The following is an 18,242-nucleotide window of genomic DNA, read 5'->3' as shown; positions in this document are numbered from 1 at the left end:
GATACCCATAATGAAATACCAAGATTTGATCGACGCTTGCCGCCAAGATTGGCAAGAATACACTGAGCATGCTTTCGTGCAGCAATTGGCGCAAGGCACTCTGGCTCAGCCTTGTTTTCTGCATTACCTAAAGCAGGATTTTCTTTTCCTAAAACAGTACGCACGAGCCTACGCATTAGCGATCTACAAAGCACGTACTTTGGATGACATGCGCCGTGCCTTACCAAGCGTACATGCATTGCTCGATTCTGAAATTGCCCACCACGTGACTTACTGTGAGCAATGGGGACTGACAGAATCCGACTTAGAAAACGAGCCAGAAGATTTCGGCACTGTGGCTTACACCCGTTACGTATTAGATGCTGGCATGACGGGCGATCTTGTTGATCTATACGCGGCACTAGCGCCATGCTCCATCGGTTATGCCGTAATCGGTAAGGTGCTGATTGAAGATGAAAAGACCGTAATCGAAGGCAACCCATATGCAAGTTGGATCAACCTCTACGGTGGTGAGGAATTCCAATCTGGTGTCGCAAAAGGGGCAGAACACTTTAATCAGTTGCTAGCAGAAATTGATATCAACAGCCAGCGCGGTCAAAACCTGATTCAGGTATTCAAAACCGCAACGCGTATGGAAGTAGCATTCTGGCAACAAGGTCTGAACGCTCAGCAAGATTAATCGGAGAGTCTCATGTTAATTGAACAAATCACCCAAGCATTAACCGCAGTACGCCAGCAAAAGCCGTTAGTCGTCAACATCACTAACTACGTGGTGATGAATAACACAGCAAACGCACTATTAGCGATCGGCGCTTCTCCAATCATGGCGCACTCCAAACAAGAGATGGCAGAGATGATGTCGTTTGCTGGCGCTTTGGTGATCAACATCGGCACCCTAGACAGCGTTTGGACGCCGCGCATGAGCTATGCCGTCGAGCAAGCCAATTCGAACGGTAAAATTGTTGTGCTCGACCCTGTCGGTTGCGGTGCAAGTTCACTGCGTACAGAGACATCGCGTGAGATCGCACGCCTTGCAAACAAGCTGATCATCCGTGGTAACGCCTCAGAAATCATTGCACTCGCTGGCGAGCAAGCACAAAGCAAAGGCGTCGATGCGTTAGACAGCAGCGACGCAGCACTTGGCGCAGCAAACTTCTTAGTCGCAGAGTATGGTGCGAGCGTAGTGATTTCTGGCGAGACTGATTACATCGTCACGAAGGAACAAACCGTGCAACTGAACAATGGTCACGAGATGATGCCATACGTAACGGGCATGGGCTGCACACTAACGGCACTGACTGGCGCTTTCGCAGCAATCGGCGACGAAACGGGCCTTGCTGCAGCAGCGGTGCTTGGCGTTGTGGGGGAAATTGCGGCTGAGCAAGCGCGAGGGCCAGGTAGCTTGCAAATGCATCTTTTGGATGAGCTTTACCAACTGGATGAAGAAACACTGGCAACACGTCTTAAATTACAAGTGAGATAAATCGCTTCTCAATGCTTTAAACGCCTCTCACTCCAACGAAAGTGGGAGGCGAAAGGAAACACAATGAACGCCTATCGTTTGTATTTGGTCACCGACGACCAACAAGATTTACCCACTCTCAAACACGTTGTAAGAAAGGCGGTAGAAGGTGGGGTCACCATGGTACAGGTGCGCGAAAAGCATGGTGACGTTCGTGAATTTATTGAACGAGCTCAAGCCGTGAAGACGATCCTTGAAGGCACTGGCGTCCCGTTAATCATCAATGATCGTGTTGATGTTGCACTTGCCGTCGATGCCGATGGTGTTCACCTCGGGCAGTCAGACATGCCAGCAGAGATCGCTCGTCAATTGATTGGCCCAAACAAGATTCTCGGCTTATCGATTGAGACTGAAGATCAACTGGCAGAGGCGGATTCTCTGCCCATTGATTACATCGGCTTGAGTGCCATCTTCGCTACGCCGACCAAAACCAACACCAAAAAACACTGGGGTATTGAAGGTTTGAAGATGGCGTTGAACACCACGTCCTTACCAATCGTCGCTATTGGTAGCATTAACGAAAGTAACATTCCGCAACTCAGCGCCACTGGTGTTCATGGCTTAGCTTTGGTTTCAGCGATTTGCCACGCAGAAGATCCAAAAGCCGCATCGGAATATTTATTAGGGTTGATGAGCTAACCTTGCTCACGCCTGAACAAAGCGCTTATGGATGAGCGCGTTTGCCTTTCAGTACTTTCAACAACCTCTCCTTTCACAACGAAGAGCTGCAATGTCACTTTCACGCTCGAATTGACAGAGCGTTGATAAGTTTTTCACGCCAGATAACGTAAGATAAGCCCCTTATTTTCACGTGGTTGAATAACCCTCAATAAAAACAAAACGCTCTCAATGAAAACCAAAAAATATGGATTGATGATGCTCGCCTTGTTTGTTCTTGGCATCATCCCAATGTCGCTGTTTGGCTCTTATCACAATCTCACTTCACAGGTGCCGGAAAGTCTGGGTATTACTTTTACTTTGCTCACAGATTCTGCTGGTAGCAAAGGCTTTTTAATTACGTTAACACTGCTACTGCTTTCTTTATTTCGCTTTAAACCAAGTCGCATTGAGTGGATACAAAAACTCTCAATGTTAGGGTTGTTACTGGTGATTGGTTTTGCCAGCAAAACGGGGCTAAAACTGATGACAGAAAGCCCGCGTCCCTACACGGAATTGCTCGCAGCAGAACAATTGATTGAGCACCCAGACGCGTTTTATCAGTTGGATACAAAGCAGCAAGCCAACGTAATTAACCAGATTTCTGAACACGTCAGTGATTGGCGAACGCGCCATTGGCAAGGCGAGAAAGACTATTCTTTCCCATCCGGCCATACGATTTTCGTTTCGATTTGTTTGGCTTTCTTTGGCGGGTTGTTCTTACAGAACAAGTGCTATATCTCTGCACTGTCATTATGGATGTGGGGAATGAGCGTCGCATATAGCCGCTTATGGCTGGGGATGCACCGCCCTGAAGATTTAATAGGCTCAGTCTTGTTTGTCGCGATTGTATTTACTTTACTCCCGACATTTCAAATTAAGAAACAGATGCCATTTGTTTCTCTCGCTTCGCGCTAATGTGAACGATTACTAGATAAAAAAGAAGCCAGCGATTCGCTGGCTTCTTGCTTTAAAACGCTACTTTTTTCTAACCATTTCTTGGTGGTTCAAACGCTGTTAGTTCTAATTCTGGGCCAGTGTATTTTTCAATACGAACCAGCGCCGAGTTCGCCGCACAGCCGTTTGCAAGTCGAGAGGTCGGAATATCCAACGTTAACACGTTACAACCGCCGTTCTTACAAATGCCGGTTTTCGGATCCAGATCCGGCCAGCCGCCTTCATGAATACACACTGAACCTTGCTTGATTCGGTCAGTCACTTCTGCACCAACCAATACTTGACCACGGTTGTTAAACGCACGAACTAAATCGCCCGTTTTAATACCACGCGCTTTCGCATCTTCAGGGTGAATCCAAATAGGTTCACGGTTTGCAATTGCGTACTCTTCGCGAATCTTCGCGTAGTTAAACTGGCTGTGTAGACGATGCGCTGCGTGCGCGGTCATTAGCTGCAACTCGCCGTCTTTTGCATTGCCAGTGTACTCGGTTGGTGCCATCCACGTTGGGTGTGGAGGACAGTCTTCCAACTGATAACCTTCAATGGTTTTCGAGAAGATTTCGATCTTACCACTTGGTGTACCGAGTGGATTCATGATCGGGTCTTCACGGAAATCTGCGTAACGAACAAACTGTGCGTTCTTCTCGTTCCACTTCATCTCGATCAGTTGGTTATCTTCCCAGAACTTGCTGAAGTTCGGCATTGCTACGCGAGAGCCACGGCCACCTTGTTGCGCCGCCTTGTAGAAGCCGTACAGCCATTCCATTTCAGTTTTGCCTTCGGTGTATACGTCACGGCCACCCGGAGCTAGCATCTCGGCCATGTCCGCGAATACATCGAAGTCATTACGCGCTTCACCTTGCGGCTCAACCACTTGCTTCATTGGCACCAAGTGTTGGTTACTGTAGTCACCCGTCATCGTTAAGTCGTTACGCTCGAACGATGTGGTGATTGGCAGAACAATGTCCGCGTGCTTCGCAGCCGCCGTCCAGTAAGGCTCTGAAATCACGATCAGCTCAGGCTTTTGCCACGCTTTGATCAGACGGTTGGTGTCTTGGTGGTGAGTAAAGTTCGCACCACCTGCCCACCAAATCATCTTGATGTCCGGGAACGTCAGTTCATGACCGTTATGATGGTAGGATTGACCTGGGTTTTCCAACGCCTCGACAATACGCGCCACAGGGAAGCTTTGCACCGCGCCAGACACCGCCCAGTCGTTCCCCGCAGAAGAGCCGCCACCCAGCGATGCCGAAATCGCAGGAAGTACGCCAGCATCACGAGCAGGGTTACCACCGTTTGAGTAGTGGTAAGAGAAACCAAAACCACCGCCCGGTAAACCGATTTGACCCAACATTGTTGCCAGTGTAACCAGCATCCAGTGACGCTGCTCACCGTATTGTTGGCGCTGCATGCCCCAACCAGCCATCAGCATGGTGCGGTTTTTACTGAAGATGTCAGCCAGTAGCTCAAGTTGCTTCGCAGGTACGCCACAGATTTGTGATGCCCATTCTGCTGATTTTTCTACGCCGTCTTCTTCGCCCATCAGGTACGCTTCAAACTTGTCGTAACCTGCGGTGTATTTATCGAGGAAGGCTTTATCGTGCTTACCTTGTTTCACTAAAGTGTGTGCGATACCCATCATCATTGCCACGTCGGTCATTGGGTGAGGAGCAATCCACTCCGCATTCTCACCAAAGAACTCGATGGTTTCAGAACGAATAGGGTCAATAGCGATAACCGTCTTGCCTGATTTTTTCAACTGATGGAAGAACTCAAGACCAGCACAGTCTGTTGAGCTCCACGCGATTTTTAGAGTGTTGATCGGGTTTAAGCCCCAAAGCACAACCACATCGCTGTGCTCTAGTACCACTGGGTACGTGGTTTGTTGCTCATACACTTCGATAGAGCCCACAACGTGCGGCATGATGACCTGCGCAGCACCCGTTGAGTAGTCACCCAAGTGGCCTGAATAGCCGCCCGCCATGCTCATGTAACGTTGCAGCAAGGTTTGTGCTTTGTGCAGCACGCCACTTGAGCGCCAGCCGTAAGAGCCTGCAAACACAGAAGCCGGGCCATATTCTTTGCGAATTCGCATGTGCTGTTCGTGGATCAGCTTGTAAGCCTCATCCCAAGACACACGCACAAACTCATCACTACCGCGCACACCTTCTGGCGACGATGGGTTTGCCAAGTAGCCTTTACGTACCATTGGGTACTTCACACGCGCCTTGGTATGCACTTGGTCAGGCCCAGTAGTTTGTAGACTATTTGGTACAGTTTGTGGAAGAGCATTAGTAGTCGAAACCAACTTACCATCTTTCACTTCACATAACATTGGGCCCATGCGGCCCGCTGTCAAAATGCCCTTGCCACGCTGGTTTGAAGACGCAACAGACATAGGTGCAAATGAAGTGAATGCCATTGCACCAGCCGCCATACCAGTGCCTTTTAGAAATCCGCGACGGGTCATATTAGTCATAATCTTATCCTTCTATTTATCGTTAGTGACCAACCACATCTTTCGCGTGGTGCTGGAAGAACTTGGTTAGAATTTCTAGGTTCTCGGCTGAAATATCAGTTCGATCACCCATACTTTTCGCTACCGGTCCCCATGCATTCACTGTGAAGTGATTTGAAGGAATTTTCGCGTGACAAGTTGCACAGTAAACGTTGTCCAACTCTTCTGCGTATGACCATACTGGTTCAAGCGTGTCAACAACTGGAGAATCAATAGCGCCAGTTAGAGAAACCGCGCGCCATTCGTTGCCGTAAACATCTGCCTCAAATTCACCAGTTTCAAGCGCTTGTTGGCCTTGCTCTGTTAGCGTTGCTACGATGGCACGTTGACCTTCTCCCATGTAAAGCACTTGCTCTGCGCCTTTCATTTGGAATGCGTTCAACTTAACAGTGCGGTTGTCGCCTTTAGAGCTGATTACTTCCAACTTCGTCGTTGGGTTAATTTTGCCCATCTCACCCATTGCGATTTCAGTCACAGGGTAAACGACTTTGGCACCAGGTGATGTTTTTGTGGTGAAGCTCATCAACGTTTCAAATGCCTTGCTGTCTAGCTCTGCTTCTGGTGCAAAGTGCGCCACACCTTTATGACAATCGATACACGTTTGATCGTTTGCTTTCGCGTAAGCGTGCATCTTCGCCGCATCACGTGATTGCTCAAACTCTTCCATTGCATCGAAATCATGACACGAACGACACGTCGCTGAATCATTTTCACGGAACTGAGCCCATACCGTTTCAGCCATATCTTTACGATGTGCTTCATATTTCTCTGGCGTGTCGATCTTACCTGTCACAAATTCATGGTAGATGTCTTTCGACGCGCGAATTTTGGTGATCAGGTAATCCATTGGTTCTTGAGGAATATGACAGTCAGAACATTCCGCGCGAATGCCTTTCGCATTACTGAAGTGCACTGAGCCTTGGTACTCTTTGTAAGGGGTTTCCATAGAGTGGCACGAGAGACAAAATTCAGTATCTGAGGTGTAATGCATTACTGCCGCACTCCCCCCCAAAGTTAACCAGCCCACACCAATGCCGGCAGCAACCAGCAGTGCAACATATCGTTTTTTTATTGACATAATTAGCAACACTTCCAAATAAAATGTAATTATAGGTCGCAAATTACTACTTTATGGGTAGTCCTCTCTTGATCCACATCATTTCCGTGTTGCTCTGTATGCCTCAAGTATGAAATTTTGTTATTTGCATCTCAAAGATGAATATATGGCAATAATCCATTACCCAGCCAACTATTCACCACATAAATCACTTTTATGAATGCAACTATTTGATTAAACAGATAAGAGGATGAGAGACTGAATCTCCACATTGATGCAGTAAGGACACGCATGTCAGTTTATATCGAGACGCACAGAAGCCAATTAAGACCCATCAAAGCCAGTGACTGGGAACTCTTTCAACGATTACTCTCCGAACAAGAGGTTATTGCGCTCTGTTTCGATCGTCCCAGCGAAACAGAAATAAGAGAAAAATTTGCTTCGCGATTATTACCATGGACCCCAAATTGCCAGCATTGGCTTTGCCTTGTAATACTCGATAAGCAATCTGAACAACCCATCGGCATCACTGGCTTTGCTATTGAAAACGGTAAGGCAGAGGTAGGTTACTTACTTTTGCCGGAATTTCATGGCCAACAGTTTGGAACAGAAACTCTTCAAGCGCTTCTATACTGGGCAACCTCGACACATAACATCAACCACTTTTCCGCGACGGTCACTGAAGGCAATATTGCGTCAGAACGTGTCCTGATAAAATGTGGTTTCGAACTCATTGAGGTCATTCCAGACGCATACCAAATTGGTGGCAAACCCTACGCCGATAAAATCTACTCACTACAAAAATAAGGACGTATTTTGAATAAAGTAGTCATCATTACCGGCGCAAGCCGAGGCATTGGAGCCGCAGCGGCGAAAAAGCTGGCCGAGCAAGGCTATCGCGTTTGCGTTAATTACCGCACTCAGCAAGAGGCCGCCGACCAAGTTGTGGCAGAAATACAAGCAAACGGTGGAAAAGCGATTGCCATCGCCGCAGACGTAGCCGATGAGAAGCAAGTGCTCTCCTTGTTTGATGAAACAGAACGTGAATTTGGTGCAGTGACGCACTTGGTCAACAACGTTGGCATCCTATTTACTCAATCGCCTTTGTCTGAAATCAGCTTGGAACGCTTTCAGAAAGTAATGAACACCAATGTGAATAGCTGTTTCCTCTGCTGTCGAGAAGCGGCGAGGCGATTCAGTGCAGGCGGTGCAATTGTGAATGTCTCCTCTGGAGCGTCGCGCTCAGGCGCGCCATTTGAGTATGTCGATTACGCCACATCAAAAGGCGCGATGGATACCTTAACTAAAGGGCTCTCGCTAGAGTTGGCAGAGCGCAATATTCGCGTCAATGGCGTTCGACCTGGTTTCATTTACACTGATATGCATGCCGACGGCGGAGAACCAAACCGAGTAGATAGACTCAGCCCTCAAATTCCTCTTAAACGCGGTGGCACGGTAGAAGAAGTGGCAAATGCGATCGCTTGGCTATTAAGTGACGAAGCCTCTTATGTCACGGGATCATTTATCGATATTGCAGGGGGCAGATAGAATGCAAGTCCATATCCGACAAGCAACTCCCGATGATTTAGACGAAATTTTTCAGCTTAATTTTCAAATTAATTCACTGCATTTTGCAAATGCGCCAGAAGCCTTTGTTGCGCCTTCAGAAGCTGACCGCGAATTTCTTGCACAAGCACTAGAGAACAAAGAGCGACTCTTTTTGATTGCCGAACGCGAACAGCAAATTCTCGGCTTCTTAACCGCGATGATCACCCAAAACGACACCGTCAGTTTTCTGATCAAAGACCCAATTTGTCGCGTGGGAACAATTGTTGTCGATGAAGCGCAAAAGCAGCAAGGAATCGGCCGCCAACTGCTCCAAACCTGTGAGCAATGGGCGCGCGATGCCAATGCCACACAAGTTCGATTGGAAGTGATGGAATTCAATCAGCCAGCACAGCGCTTTTACGATAATCAAGGTTTTAAAACTAACTCACGCATTATGCTGAAACATTTGTAACGATAACGACAATTAAGCGCTTTTCACGACTAAACCCACCTAAATCGCATTTATCGATGCAATTTACCCCCCTGATTTTAGAAAAAGACGATATGATGTGCGGATAAGGAGATTCGAACATGATTTATCTTTTCGATTGGGGGAACACCTTGATGGTAGATTTCCCTCACGCACAAGGAAAAATGTGCGATTGGGAACACGTAGAAGCTGTTCCTCAAGCCAGAGAAACACTGGCAATACTTTCCCAAAATCATCCCATCTACATTGCGACCAGTGCATCTGATTCCAACATGGAAGAGGTTCAGCGTGCATTTGTTCGCGTCGACTTAGACCAATACTTAAATGGCTATTTTTGTTTTGCCAACCTCGGTATCGCTAAAAACCTACCTGAGTTTTATCTCGCCATCGCAAAACAGTTAGGGGTTAACGTGAGTGGAATAACCATGGTTGGCGATTTACCTCACAAAGATATTTACCCTGCGATGAAAGCGGGCGTAAACACAATTTGGTTTAACCCAACGGGCGCTGATGCACCAGCCGAAGCCATTCCTAACCAAATTCGTTGTTTATCTGAGCTTATCCCCTAACCGTTACTAACCTGCACTAATCAAGGAAGATGAATGCAAATCAGATCCATCAAGGTGAGCGATATCGCGCGCTTCACCGCGCTGTGGAATCGAGTGTACTCCGAAGGGGAATTTTTGATTTCTCCTGCACCCGATAACGCAACGCTTCGCAGAATCCTGCAACGTGTGGAAAACGAGTCCATCCCTCAGTTTGTCGCGTTTGACCGCCAAAAACTTATCGGTAGTGTTGAAATCTACCCAGCTGAGATGTGCGGTTACGAAAGAGGGCAACGCCTTCGCGTCGGTATTCTTGGTATTCACATCGACAAAAACTACCGAGGCAAAGGATTGGGGCGGAAACTATTGGCAGTCGCGATCGCACGTGGTTGGGAATTTGGTTACGACCAAATCGCACTCTACGTATACACAACCAACACACCAGCGATTGCTTTGTATGAACGGTTTGGATTTGAACATCAGGGGGAACTTGGGGAAGTGACCTTGCCAAATGGTAAAGTCTTGATGAGTCAAAAAATGGTATTGTATAAAGCGCAAAGCCCTTCGAAAAACCCCGATTTGTAGAGTCACGATAACCGTTGTTCGCAACACTTATTCGGGATTAACACCCTTGCGTCACATACCCTCGAACAATTGAATCGTTAGAGGCTTGATTCACGTAGTAGAAATAGCATGCCTCTTCTGCCAGTGTGTAACCTTGCGGCCAAATGTACACAACGCGATCAACTCCCGATTTATCTAAGAACTGATAATCAGGAATCGCGACAAAATGAGCACTGTTTGGGTGCTGCTGACCGATGATGCAAAAATCACTGCCTTTGCACGGCACGTCAATTTTCGAATAACCTCTGGCTGGTAGATCGATTTCTAACAAAGCTCGAATACTATCGGCACTCGCTTCTGGCATGCCTTTGCGTGTTTTGACATGTCGGTCAATGTAGTGAACGTGCTCTTGGCCGTAAGCGTTATCAATCACTGATTGAGCATGGAAGAACTTGAGAGCCGTACCCAAAGAAGACTGAGAACTGTGCAGCATCGCAGCGTATGCTTGGCGATGAATATCGAGTAGTACTGGTAAAGCAGCTAATGCGATGAAAGCCAAAGTGGTAAGCACTATGGTGATTTCCATCAGCGTAAATCCCTTTGATTTCACGTTTCTTATCTCAACTAGCCCAAGACAATAGCCCCACATCCATGTGAGACCGAGCCAATATATCGCCAATTTCTTACGATTAAAGGCTTAAGGGGTAAGAAGAGACAAACACCACGCAAACTTGAGAACAGCAGCCAAAGAGCAGTGTAACAAAACGACGCTATGTGTCAGATATTAGACGGTTTTTACTCTCTAGTTACTGAGTAAAGGCACATTATTTCGCACCAGACCACGACGAACATTCGTGCACATTTTGCCAAAACGACGAATCTCATCGAACTGCGGAACAATGCCGCGCTCCATGGCTGACTCCCAATAAGTGACTTCTGAATCGACCATTTCCAACAATTTCTTCGGACAGCCAATGCACTGCCCTTCTGGTCCACATACAAACGTTTCTGGTTCATAAATTGGTAGTTCCGCTTTTACTTGCTCGATGATGCTACGCATGGCGGTCATTCGATCTGGCTTTACCTTCATCATTCTGCTCCACGGATTAAGATGAAGCAGATTGTACCCACTGATACGCAAATGTCCCTAGCCAATTTAGGTATATTCTGTTTGAATCGATTTCTTTATCGTCAGATCCGGCTTTTTAACCACCAAATACACCGCCGTAGCTGCCAGTACGAAACCAGAAATCCCCATCCAATCAAATGACTCTCCAAACGCGAGCCAAGCCTGAATCGCCGTCGTTGGCGGCACTAGGTAGAATACAGAAGCTACGCTCGATGCAGCACCGTTCTTAACCATGTACAGCAGCAGTAGAATAGCTACACAAGAGAGCACGACGACCAACCACAACACAGTCAAAATAAACTCCAGTTCCCACTGCACTTGCATGGTTTCAAACTGCATCGCAACGGGCAGAAACATGACGAGCGCGGCCAAATATTGCACCGTCGCACCACCCACCATATCCACTTGTTGGCAATGTTTTTTCTGATAAAGCGTCCCTAGCGTGATACCAACCAAAGCCAACAAACACAAACCAATGGCCAACACTTTATGCTGCTCGGATTGCCACTCCATTTTGCCCATCAACACCATAGCGATACCGACAAAACCAAGAGCCAAACCCAACCATTGCGAGGGTTTAAATTCCTCACGAACAAACGCCACCAGCAAAGCCGCGGTTAAAATCGGTTGAATACCCACCAACAACGAACTCAACCCAGCAGGCATACCCAAGGCGATAGCGAAATAAGTACCGCCCAGATAGAAACCGTGGATCAACGCACCAACCACACAGCTGTGCCAAAAATCTTTTCCTGTCGGCAACCTTCTACGCAATACCGCCACAAGAACCAAAAACAATAAGACATTGAATGCCATACGGATAGAAAGTAGTGTCGCTGGCTCGGCATATTGTAAACCAAAACGCGCACCAACGAATCCAGAAGCCCAAAGGATGACAAATACAAAAGGGATGGCTCGGATTAACATGATCGCCTCACTCACGCTTGTTTTATGTTTTGAGATACTGCTAATGTAATTAGGTACAGTGTTTTCAAAAAGTGACAGATGGAAGTGTTTTTATGGGTACAGATTTATTGGGAAGCGGTGAAGGGAATAAGTACCTCGTGGTGGAAAAACACCTCAAACAAGCCATCAATGGTGGCGTTTATCAGGCGGATGATCGACTGCCTTCCATTCGCTCGTTGAGCCAAGAATTAAACGTCAGTAAAAATACCGTGATTCGTGCGTATCAAGAGCTGGAAGCACAAAACTTGGTTTACTCGGTACCCAAATCGGGTTATCGAGTTAAAGTCGCCTTGCCGACCTCTCGCTCAATTCCGGATCCGACTCGCGTGGATTTGCTCTCGATCTGCAAAGAAATCCTTACTTATCCTGAATACCAAGAGCGTTTGCCTACCGGTTCTGCCCACCCAAACATTGACTCCCCCGCGATCAAAAGCTTGTACGCCGAGATCGGCCGCCACAGCCGCCAGCAAACGCATGTACCGAGCCATTACCAATTACCACCCGGTGATCACCTCTTAATCAAACAACTAGCGAAAATCACACAAGATTTGGGCACGCCAGCCAAGTTGGATGAGATCATGGTGACGCACGGCGCGCAACAAGCCATTAGCCTAGCGCTGCGCGCAACGACACAAAAAGGCGATATCGTCGCGGTGGAGTCCCCTTGCTATTTTGGCAACTTATTGATGCTAGAATCACTCGGCCTCAAAGTGGTGGAAATTCCGAGTTGCCCACGCGACGGTATGTGCCCCGAAGCCTTAGCAAAAGCAATGGTGACATGGGACATAAAAGCGATCATCGTAACGCCAAACTTCACCAATCCAACTGGTGCCATGATGCCGCTAGAAAAGCGTCAACAATTACTATTGGCGTCCGGCAATATTCCTATTATCGAAGACGATGTGTTTGGCGGGTTAAGTTATGATAAGCCGTTGCCAAGCTTGAGATTGCTCGATGACAAGCAACGCGTAATTTACGTGAATTCGTTATCCAAAACGCTCGATTCGCGTTTGAGAATTGGTTGGATGTTGGCGGGGCGATATCGAGACCAAATTGAACAATATCTACTGTGTGAGAACATGGGCAGTTTGAACCTGATGCAATCCGCCGTGGCAACGTTTCTAACGTCAGGCAAGTATCGAACGCATACTGCGCGAATGGGTCGGGTTTATCAAAACAACATGCGCCGATTTATCCAGATGCTTCATCAATACTTGGATGAATACGAACCTCTAAAAAATCGATACCAGATCAACGCCGTACAAGGCTCGTTCTTACTTTGGTTGCGACTGCCCGAAGACACGGACAGCTATGCGTTGTATCAAGCATGCAATAAGCACAGAATCAGCCTACTTCCCGGCACCGTATTTGGCACTCAAGGGCAATATCGGCATTGCGTACGCCTCAGCGTGGCAAACTTTGGTCATGAAACCGATTGGAGTCAAGCGATGCAAACACTGGCAAAATTGATAGCAAAGCATGCCTGTTAACTCGCTCTTGCTAAATGAACTTATGCCTACACACGCAAACACGTAACAACAAAAAACTCCACGCAAAGGTGGAGTTTTTCATATCGTCATCGCCTTCAGTGCGACTTAATTTGCCACATTCTCGCGACGTTTTCGGCTAAGTTAGCAACGTTGACGTCGGCCTCTTTCATGGCCTCAGGTAAGCTCATCGCCCTTGGTACACAAGCAAACACCGCATCAATGCCGCACTCATAAACCGCCTGATAGTTGTCGCCCACACAGCCTGCTAATGCAATGACTGGTAAATTACACTGCTTGGCGACCTGAGCAACGCCCATCGGCGTTTTGCCATGTGCGGTTTGATGATCGATTCGACCCTCGCCTGTAAATACGATATCCGCATCCGCAACATGCTGAGCAAGTTTGACCGTTTCAAGCACAATCTCAATTCCCGGTTGCAAACGTGCTGGCGTGTACCCGAGCAAGGCCGCGCCCATACCACCAGCAGCACCCGCCCCTTCACGAGTCAGTACATGCTTACCCGTCGCTTGTTCCGTCAACTCGCCAAACTTGCGCAATGCGTTATCGAGCAGAGTAACGTCTGATACGGTCGCTCCCTTTTGAGGGCCAAAGATAGCCGACGCGCCTTTGTCACCACAGAGTGGGTTATCAACATCGCACGCTACCAACACTTCGCAAGTTGCTAAGCGAGGGTCAATACCAGAAATATCGATGGACGCAAGCGCCGCTAACCCGCCTCCATTTGGGGTAATTGCATGACCAGATTCATCAAGAAACGCCACCCCCAACGCGGTCAACATGCCCACGCCACCATCATTGGTAGCGCTGCCGCCCAAACCAATGATTAAGCGTTGAATGCCTCTGTCTAGCGCGTGTTTGATCAGCTGTCCGGTACCAATGCTACTGGTCAGTTTTGGGTCGCGAGCGTCACTCGGCACAAGGTGCAGCCCACTGGCCTCCGCCATTTCAATAACCGCGGTTTCGCCGTCGCCGAGGATGCCATAAAACGCTTCAACATCATTCCCTAATGGCGCGGTCACCGTTGTGAAGACTTGTTCGCCTTGAGTTGCATCTATCAAAGATTGAACCGTGCCTTCGCCACCGTCTGCGACCGGAACCGTAACAAACTCAGCATCATGCCATACGCGAGCAAGACCCGTTTTGATCGCCTCGCTCACTTGTTTGGCGGTTAAGCTTTCTTTAAATGAATCAGGTGCAATTACCACTTTCATACGTATTTCCAGAGACTTATAAGAGAACGAGGCTCAAAATGTACACCAATGCCATTGCCGTGACACCTTGAACGAGCGTAGCCATGGTTTGCGCGCGGTACGCTAAGCCCACCGACATGCGGCTAAACTGCGAAACTACCCAGAAGAAACTGTCGTTTGCATGAGAAACCGTCATCGCACCAGCACCGATCGCCATCACCGTTAATACGCGGCCCATTTCTGAATCGAGCCCCAATTGCGTAAGCATAGGCGCAACCAAAGCCGATGTGGTCACCAATGCAACCGTTGATGAACCTTGCGCCGACTTTAGCGCAGCCGCAACGATAAATGGCATGAAAATACCCACGCCCAGCGCCGATAGCGTCGTACCTAAGTATTCACCTAGCGGCGTGGCTTTTAATACCGCGCCAAATGCGCCACCAGCACCGGTAATCAAAAGAATAGGCGCAGCAGCCGTAATACCTTGGCTGATTCGCTCGCCAAATTCTTCAATCTTGTTGTCTGATTTGAGTAGGCGAACAGAAAGGAACAGGCCAATCACCAATGCCGTTAGTGGCTGCCCTAAGAAAGTCAGAACATCAAACACAAAACCTTCGCCCAGCGGTAGGCTTGGGAATTTCGCGATAGAGCCAAAACAGATCAATAAGATAGGAAAAAAAATAGGAGCGAATGCTTGGCTCACCGTTGGCAATTTGCCGTAAGACGCTTTGAGTGCTTGCCAGTCTTGCTGAATTTCTTCTGCGGCTTCAATGCCATCTGGTTCAACATGTTGGAATCGGTTCGCCCACAACATCCCCGCTAACGCCGCAACCGCTGCAACAAACACACCCACACCAATCACTAAACCAAGGTTAGATTCCAGGCCTAAGTTACCCGCAGCGGCAATCGGGCCAGGAGTTGGCGGCACAAACGTGTGCGTTGCGTATAGGCCAGTTGCCAACGCCACACTCATCGCAACGCTTGAGGTTTTTAAACGCTTAGCGAGTGATTCTTTGAGCGAGTTCAGAATGACAAAGCCTGAATCACAAAATACTGGAACAGAAACGATGTAACCTATGATGCTCATGGTCAATGTTGGGAAACGCTCACCCAACACTTTGATGACCGTATCGGCCATGGTGATCGCCGCACCACTTTTTTCCAAAATAACACCAATGATGGTACCTAAAACGATAACCAAACCAATGTAACCAAGGATGCCGCCAAAGCCAGAAGCAATGGTTTTGGCAATGCTATCTGCCGGTAAGCCGTAAGCAAATGCCGCAAGGAACGCCGCGATGATCAGCGCTAAAAAGGGATGTAATTTGAATTTGGTGGTCGTGAGCACAATAAATGCGATCACCCCGAGCAGGATTAATATAAGGTTCATGATAACTCCATTTATTCTTATTTTGCTGAGCAAGTCCGTGTTGGCTCACTCAACATGTAGGGACGCATGAATTATTAATCGTTTGCTTTAGAATTCCTTTAGGCGGAGTGACAAATGATGTGGTCAAAAAATGACGCGTATTGTGCAGATGCACAATATCACGACATTTTTGAGAGCCGAGTCGCAATATAAAGCTCCGCTAACCCCACAAAATTGGTGGTTGGCAGCCCTGTTATCTCGGTGATTTTTTCTAACCGATAACGCAGAGTGTTCCGGTGAATATACAGCATTTTAGAGCATTCCGTCACATTGCCATTGCATTCAAACAACGCATCTAGGGTTTTCAGTAATTGCCCAGATTTGTCTTTCTCTTTCAACCGTTTCACGCCATCAATAATTTGTTCACCTTGCCAAATATCCGCCAACGGCGCTAACAGCACAGGCAAACGAAGTTCATCGAACAGGTACTTACGTTTCTCTGGGTAGAACTGCTTGCCAATGGCTAATACCTGCTTTGCGCTTTGGTATGACAAAGCAACATCTTTAGGCTCATTAAACAACTGCCCTAGCGCAATGTGAAACGTATGCGAATCGTGATCGCTTAAACGCGACATCAACTTATCAATGCGCTCACTTTCAACTTGGCTATCCCACTGCTTGGCGGAATGACACGGTTTCAACACCACAATTTCATTCACTGAGACAATCGCAACTAGGTTGTTACGCTCTGGGTATTCAAGCAGCTCAACAATATTGCGCACACTCTTCATGCTTTTCGAGGCGGACGGCGTCGAGACTTCAATCACCGTTGCCACCCGTGGTTGAGTAACATCGATAGAAAGACGCATCGCCCAATCTTTCAGCTCTTCATCGGTCAATTTCCCATTGATCCAAGCCAGAATAAACTCTTCGCGATGACGTCTGTCCCACTGAAATTTTTCCACCAGCGCGGCTTGCTCGATTGTCAGTTCAGCGGTCATTTTAACCAGTTTTGCAAAATCTCGGATTTTCTCCGGCTCGCCTGTGACGCCAACAATACCGACCACGTCGCCATGTAATTTCAACAACATATTGATACCGGGTTTGACACCCTGCAACGTCAAACATTGCTGCTCATTAAGCTCTAGCGAATCGCCATGATTCAGCGCCAGTACCGCGCCATCATGCACTTGCCCAACACGTTTAGGGTCGCCACTGCCAATGATGATGCCTGCCGAGTTCATCACATTCACATTGTGACCAATGATGGACATGGTTCGATCAACAATTTGTTGTGCTAAAGCGTGGTCGAGAATCACCATTTCGAGTTTCCAAATTGACCGTTTAATCACTCAATAAATCACAAATGGCAAACTATCGCGATGCTGCGGTTCTAAATAACGGAAGCAGCTCAAAGCATTATCCAATTAACCACACTTAAAAAGCGGATTAAACCTTCATTTTTAGCAGAGGGTTATATACTTAGAACAAAGGTTACCAATGCATTCTTCACTGTGCATTGATGCCACTCGTCTACCTACAGAGGAGAGATCAACATGGAGTTACGGAATAAATCGGGGGAAGTTGCAAATATTGCTGATAACCTCACTTTGAAGGAAATCACAGAAATGGGCTACACCGTAGATTTATGCGATGAAGCATTTGCCCCTGGAGAGCATTGGAAAGCGGAAGGTAAAACGCAAGGTATGGGCGAGTATCCAGAGGAGTAAACGTCCTGACTAACCAGCGTACAAAAGCGTTCCACAAACAGAAAAGCCGAGCGACTTAACGCTCGGTTTTTTACTTCTGAACTTCTTGAATAAACAAGCTCATCTCTTCAAGATAGTTGCCGTTTGAGCATCCCCAGTCGGTGACCTCAATCAACTCAGTAACTAACTGTCCAGACTCATCATCTTGCACTCTCTGCACAAACGCTTCAAAACGTTCCAGTTGCGCCTGACTCTTAACGCCATGCACGGCATATTCTACAAGCAAGCCGTTGTACGTCTGCCAGCGCTGGTCGCCCGCAACATCATTGCTTAAAATCACAGAACACTTTTGTTGAATGCTTTCAACCGCATCATTTCTTGGTGGCGCGACTGTGGAACATCCAACTAAAATCGTACCTACCGCCAATAACTTAACTTTTGTCTTATTTATCATATCGTTTCCAACTGTATCGCCACGATATGGAAATCTTATTACACCTGATAAGGATC

General features: G+C 47.6%; 20 protein-coding genes. 11 read left to right on the top strand and 9 right to left on the bottom strand.

What is annotated here, in order from left to right:
• The first annotated feature begins 10 nt into the window (after positions 1-10).
• The 4 genes from tenA (at position 11) to N646_RS17665 (ending at position 3,097) form a co-directional block, all read left to right on the top strand.
• Positions 11-679 (top strand): thiaminase II, encoded by a 669-nt coding sequence (tenA, locus tag N646_RS17680; RefSeq protein WP_005374294.1) that lies wholly within the window; start codon positions 11-13, stop codon positions 677-679.
• 12 nt (positions 680-691) lie between these two features.
• On the top strand, positions 692-1,483 hold the full coding sequence (gene thiM, locus N646_RS17675; protein WP_017821002.1) for a hydroxyethylthiazole kinase: 792 nt from the start codon (positions 692-694) through the stop codon (positions 1,481-1,483).
• Positions 1,484-1,546: 63 nt separating this feature from the next.
• Positions 1,547-2,161, top strand: a complete 615-nt coding sequence (gene thiE, locus N646_RS17670; RefSeq protein ID WP_017821003.1) for a thiamine phosphate synthase — start codon at positions 1,547-1,549, stop codon at positions 2,159-2,161.
• 210 nt (positions 2,162-2,371) lie between these two features.
• On the top strand, positions 2,372-3,097 hold the full coding sequence (locus N646_RS17665; protein WP_005374297.1) for a phosphatase PAP2 family protein: 726 nt from the start codon (positions 2,372-2,374) through the stop codon (positions 3,095-3,097).
• 70 nt (positions 3,098-3,167) lie between these two features.
• Here N646_RS17665 and N646_RS17660 read toward each other — a convergent pair whose 3' ends face one another.
• The gene (locus N646_RS17660; protein ID WP_017821005.1) at positions 3,168-5,615 is read right to left on the bottom strand and encodes a trimethylamine-N-oxide reductase 2; all 2,448 of its coding nucleotides are present in this window, start codon (positions 5,613-5,615) and stop codon (positions 3,168-3,170) included.
• Positions 5,616-5,637: 22 nt separating this feature from the next.
• Entirely contained in the window at positions 5,638-6,732 is a 1,095-nt protein-coding gene (locus tag N646_RS17655) for a NapC/NirT family cytochrome c (RefSeq protein ID WP_017821006.1), read from the bottom strand.
• A gap of 270 nt (positions 6,733-7,002) precedes the next feature.
• Between N646_RS17655 and N646_RS17650 the strand changes: the two genes are divergently transcribed.
• The 5 genes from N646_RS17650 (at position 7,003) to N646_RS17630 (ending at position 9,879) form a co-directional block, all read left to right on the top strand.
• Positions 7,003-7,518 carry a GNAT family N-acetyltransferase gene (locus tag N646_RS17650; RefSeq protein WP_017634358.1) on the top strand — a complete coding sequence of 172 codons (516 nt, stop codon included), beginning with the start codon at positions 7,003-7,005 and terminating at the stop codon, positions 7,516-7,518.
• A 9-nt stretch (positions 7,519-7,527) separates the two neighbouring features.
• On the top strand, positions 7,528-8,259 hold the full coding sequence (locus tag N646_RS17645; protein WP_017821007.1) for a glucose 1-dehydrogenase: 732 nt from the start codon (positions 7,528-7,530) through the stop codon (positions 8,257-8,259).
• Position 8,260: 1 nt separating this feature from the next.
• Positions 8,261-8,731, top strand: a complete 471-nt coding sequence (locus N646_RS17640) for a GNAT family N-acetyltransferase (RefSeq protein WP_017821008.1) — start codon at positions 8,261-8,263, stop codon at positions 8,729-8,731.
• A 119-nt stretch (positions 8,732-8,850) separates the two neighbouring features.
• On the top strand, positions 8,851-9,318 hold the full coding sequence (locus N646_RS17635) for an HAD family hydrolase (protein WP_017821009.1): 468 nt from the start codon (positions 8,851-8,853) through the stop codon (positions 9,316-9,318).
• 33 nt (positions 9,319-9,351) lie between these two features.
• Positions 9,352-9,879: a GNAT family N-acetyltransferase gene (locus N646_RS17630; RefSeq protein WP_005374314.1), complete on the top strand. Its 528-nt coding sequence runs from the start codon at positions 9,352-9,354 to the stop codon at positions 9,877-9,879.
• Positions 9,880-9,916: 37 nt separating this feature from the next.
• Here N646_RS17630 and N646_RS17625 read toward each other — a convergent pair whose 3' ends face one another.
• The 3 genes from N646_RS17625 to N646_RS17615 all read right to left on the bottom strand — a co-directional run bounded on the left by N646_RS17625 (position 9,917) and on the right by N646_RS17615 (position 11,914).
• Positions 9,917-10,507, bottom strand: coding sequence for a type II secretion system protein (locus tag N646_RS17625; RefSeq protein ID WP_225474250.1), 591 nt, complete (start codon positions 10,505-10,507; stop codon positions 9,917-9,919).
• A 153-nt stretch (positions 10,508-10,660) separates the two neighbouring features.
• Positions 10,661-10,948, bottom strand: coding sequence for a hypothetical protein (locus tag N646_RS17620; RefSeq protein ID WP_005374318.1), 288 nt, complete (start codon positions 10,946-10,948; stop codon positions 10,661-10,663).
• 66 nt (positions 10,949-11,014) lie between these two features.
• Positions 11,015-11,914 (bottom strand): DMT family transporter, encoded by a 900-nt coding sequence (locus tag N646_RS17615; RefSeq protein ID WP_017634359.1) that lies wholly within the window; start codon positions 11,912-11,914, stop codon positions 11,015-11,017.
• 92 nt (positions 11,915-12,006) lie between these two features.
• On the opposite strand from N646_RS17615, the gene N646_RS17610 reads away from it, so the two are divergent.
• The gene (locus N646_RS17610) at positions 12,007-13,443 is read left to right on the top strand and encodes an aminotransferase-like domain-containing protein (RefSeq protein ID WP_017821010.1); all 1,437 of its coding nucleotides are present in this window, start codon (positions 12,007-12,009) and stop codon (positions 13,441-13,443) included.
• A 95-nt stretch (positions 13,444-13,538) separates the two neighbouring features.
• On the opposite strand, the gene N646_RS17605 is transcribed toward N646_RS17610, so the two are convergent.
• From N646_RS17605 to N646_RS17595, 3 genes are all read right to left on the bottom strand, one after another.
• The gene (locus N646_RS17605; protein WP_017821011.1) at positions 13,539-14,675 is read right to left on the bottom strand and encodes a glycerate kinase; all 1,137 of its coding nucleotides are present in this window, start codon (positions 14,673-14,675) and stop codon (positions 13,539-13,541) included.
• A gap of 16 nt (positions 14,676-14,691) precedes the next feature.
• Positions 14,692-16,044 (bottom strand): GntP family permease, encoded by a 1,353-nt coding sequence (locus N646_RS17600; protein ID WP_017821012.1) that lies wholly within the window; start codon positions 16,042-16,044, stop codon positions 14,692-14,694.
• A 158-nt stretch (positions 16,045-16,202) separates the two neighbouring features.
• Positions 16,203-17,345, bottom strand: a complete 1,143-nt coding sequence (locus tag N646_RS17595; protein WP_017821013.1) for a sugar diacid recognition domain-containing protein — start codon at positions 17,343-17,345, stop codon at positions 16,203-16,205.
• Positions 17,346-17,579: 234 nt separating this feature from the next.
• Between N646_RS17595 and N646_RS24800 the strand changes: the two genes are divergently transcribed.
• On the top strand, positions 17,580-17,753 hold the full coding sequence (locus N646_RS24800) for a hypothetical protein (protein ID WP_005374332.1): 174 nt from the start codon (positions 17,580-17,582) through the stop codon (positions 17,751-17,753).
• Positions 17,754-17,823: 70 nt separating this feature from the next.
• On the opposite strand, the gene N646_RS17590 is transcribed toward N646_RS24800, so the two are convergent.
• Positions 17,824-18,186 (bottom strand): hypothetical protein, encoded by a 363-nt coding sequence (locus N646_RS17590; protein WP_017821014.1) that lies wholly within the window; start codon positions 18,184-18,186, stop codon positions 17,824-17,826.
• Positions 18,187-18,242: the final 56 nt, after the last annotated feature.

It is taken from the genome of Vibrio alginolyticus NBRC 15630 = ATCC 17749, assembly GCF_000354175.2.
GTDB classification, from domain to species: domain Bacteria; phylum Pseudomonadota; class Gammaproteobacteria; order Enterobacterales; family Vibrionaceae; genus Vibrio; species Vibrio alginolyticus.
The sequence above is the reverse complement of the archived record's forward strand: the minus strand, read 5'-3'. Positions and strand labels throughout refer to the sequence as shown.

What these genes read in the sequence shown, in the direction of transcription:
- N646_RS17595 (WP_017821013.1), bottom strand. Translation starts at nt 17,345, where the DNA reads ATGGTGATTCTCGACCACGCTTTAGCACAACAAATTGTTGATCGAACC.
- N646_RS17625 (WP_225474250.1), bottom strand. Translation starts at nt 10,507, where the DNA reads ATGTGGGGCTATTGTCTTGGGCTAGTTGAGATAAGAAACGTGAAATCA.
- N646_RS17620 (WP_005374318.1), bottom strand. Translation starts at nt 10,948, where the DNA reads ATGAAGGTAAAGCCAGATCGAATGACCGCCATGCGTAGCATCATCGAG.
- N646_RS17605 (WP_017821011.1), bottom strand. Translation starts at nt 14,675, where the DNA reads ATGAAAGTGGTAATTGCACCTGATTCATTTAAAGAAAGCTTAACCGCC.
- N646_RS17655 (WP_017821006.1), bottom strand. Translation starts at nt 6,732, where the DNA reads ATGTCAATAAAAAAACGATATGTTGCACTGCTGGTTGCTGCCGGCATT.
- N646_RS17650 (WP_017634358.1), top strand. Translation starts at nt 7,003, where the DNA reads ATGTCAGTTTATATCGAGACGCACAGAAGCCAATTAAGACCCATCAAA.
- N646_RS17630 (WP_005374314.1), top strand. Translation starts at nt 9,352, where the DNA reads ATGCAAATCAGATCCATCAAGGTGAGCGATATCGCGCGCTTCACCGCG.
- N646_RS17635 (WP_017821009.1), top strand. Translation starts at nt 8,851, where the DNA reads ATGATTTATCTTTTCGATTGGGGGAACACCTTGATGGTAGATTTCCCT.
- N646_RS17610 (WP_017821010.1), top strand. Translation starts at nt 12,007, where the DNA reads ATGGGTACAGATTTATTGGGAAGCGGTGAAGGGAATAAGTACCTCGTG.
- N646_RS24800 (WP_005374332.1), top strand. Translation starts at nt 17,580, where the DNA reads ATGGAGTTACGGAATAAATCGGGGGAAGTTGCAAATATTGCTGATAAC.
- N646_RS17600 (WP_017821012.1), bottom strand. Translation starts at nt 16,044, where the DNA reads ATGAACCTTATATTAATCCTGCTCGGGGTGATCGCATTTATTGTGCTC.
- N646_RS17660 (WP_017821005.1), bottom strand. Translation starts at nt 5,615, where the DNA reads ATGACTAATATGACCCGTCGCGGATTTCTAAAAGGCACTGGTATGGCG.
- N646_RS17665 (WP_005374297.1), top strand. Translation starts at nt 2,372, where the DNA reads ATGAAAACCAAAAAATATGGATTGATGATGCTCGCCTTGTTTGTTCTT.
- thiE (WP_017821003.1), top strand. Translation starts at nt 1,547, where the DNA reads ATGAACGCCTATCGTTTGTATTTGGTCACCGACGACCAACAAGATTTA.
- N646_RS17590 (WP_017821014.1), bottom strand. Translation starts at nt 18,186, where the DNA reads ATGATAAATAAGACAAAAGTTAAGTTATTGGCGGTAGGTACGATTTTA.
- N646_RS17615 (WP_017634359.1), bottom strand. Translation starts at nt 11,914, where the DNA reads ATGTTAATCCGAGCCATCCCTTTTGTATTTGTCATCCTTTGGGCTTCT.
- tenA (WP_005374294.1), top strand. Translation starts at nt 11, where the DNA reads ATGAAATACCAAGATTTGATCGACGCTTGCCGCCAAGATTGGCAAGAA.
- thiM (WP_017821002.1), top strand. Translation starts at nt 692, where the DNA reads ATGTTAATTGAACAAATCACCCAAGCATTAACCGCAGTACGCCAGCAA.
- N646_RS17640 (WP_017821008.1), top strand. Translation starts at nt 8,261, where the DNA reads ATGCAAGTCCATATCCGACAAGCAACTCCCGATGATTTAGACGAAATT.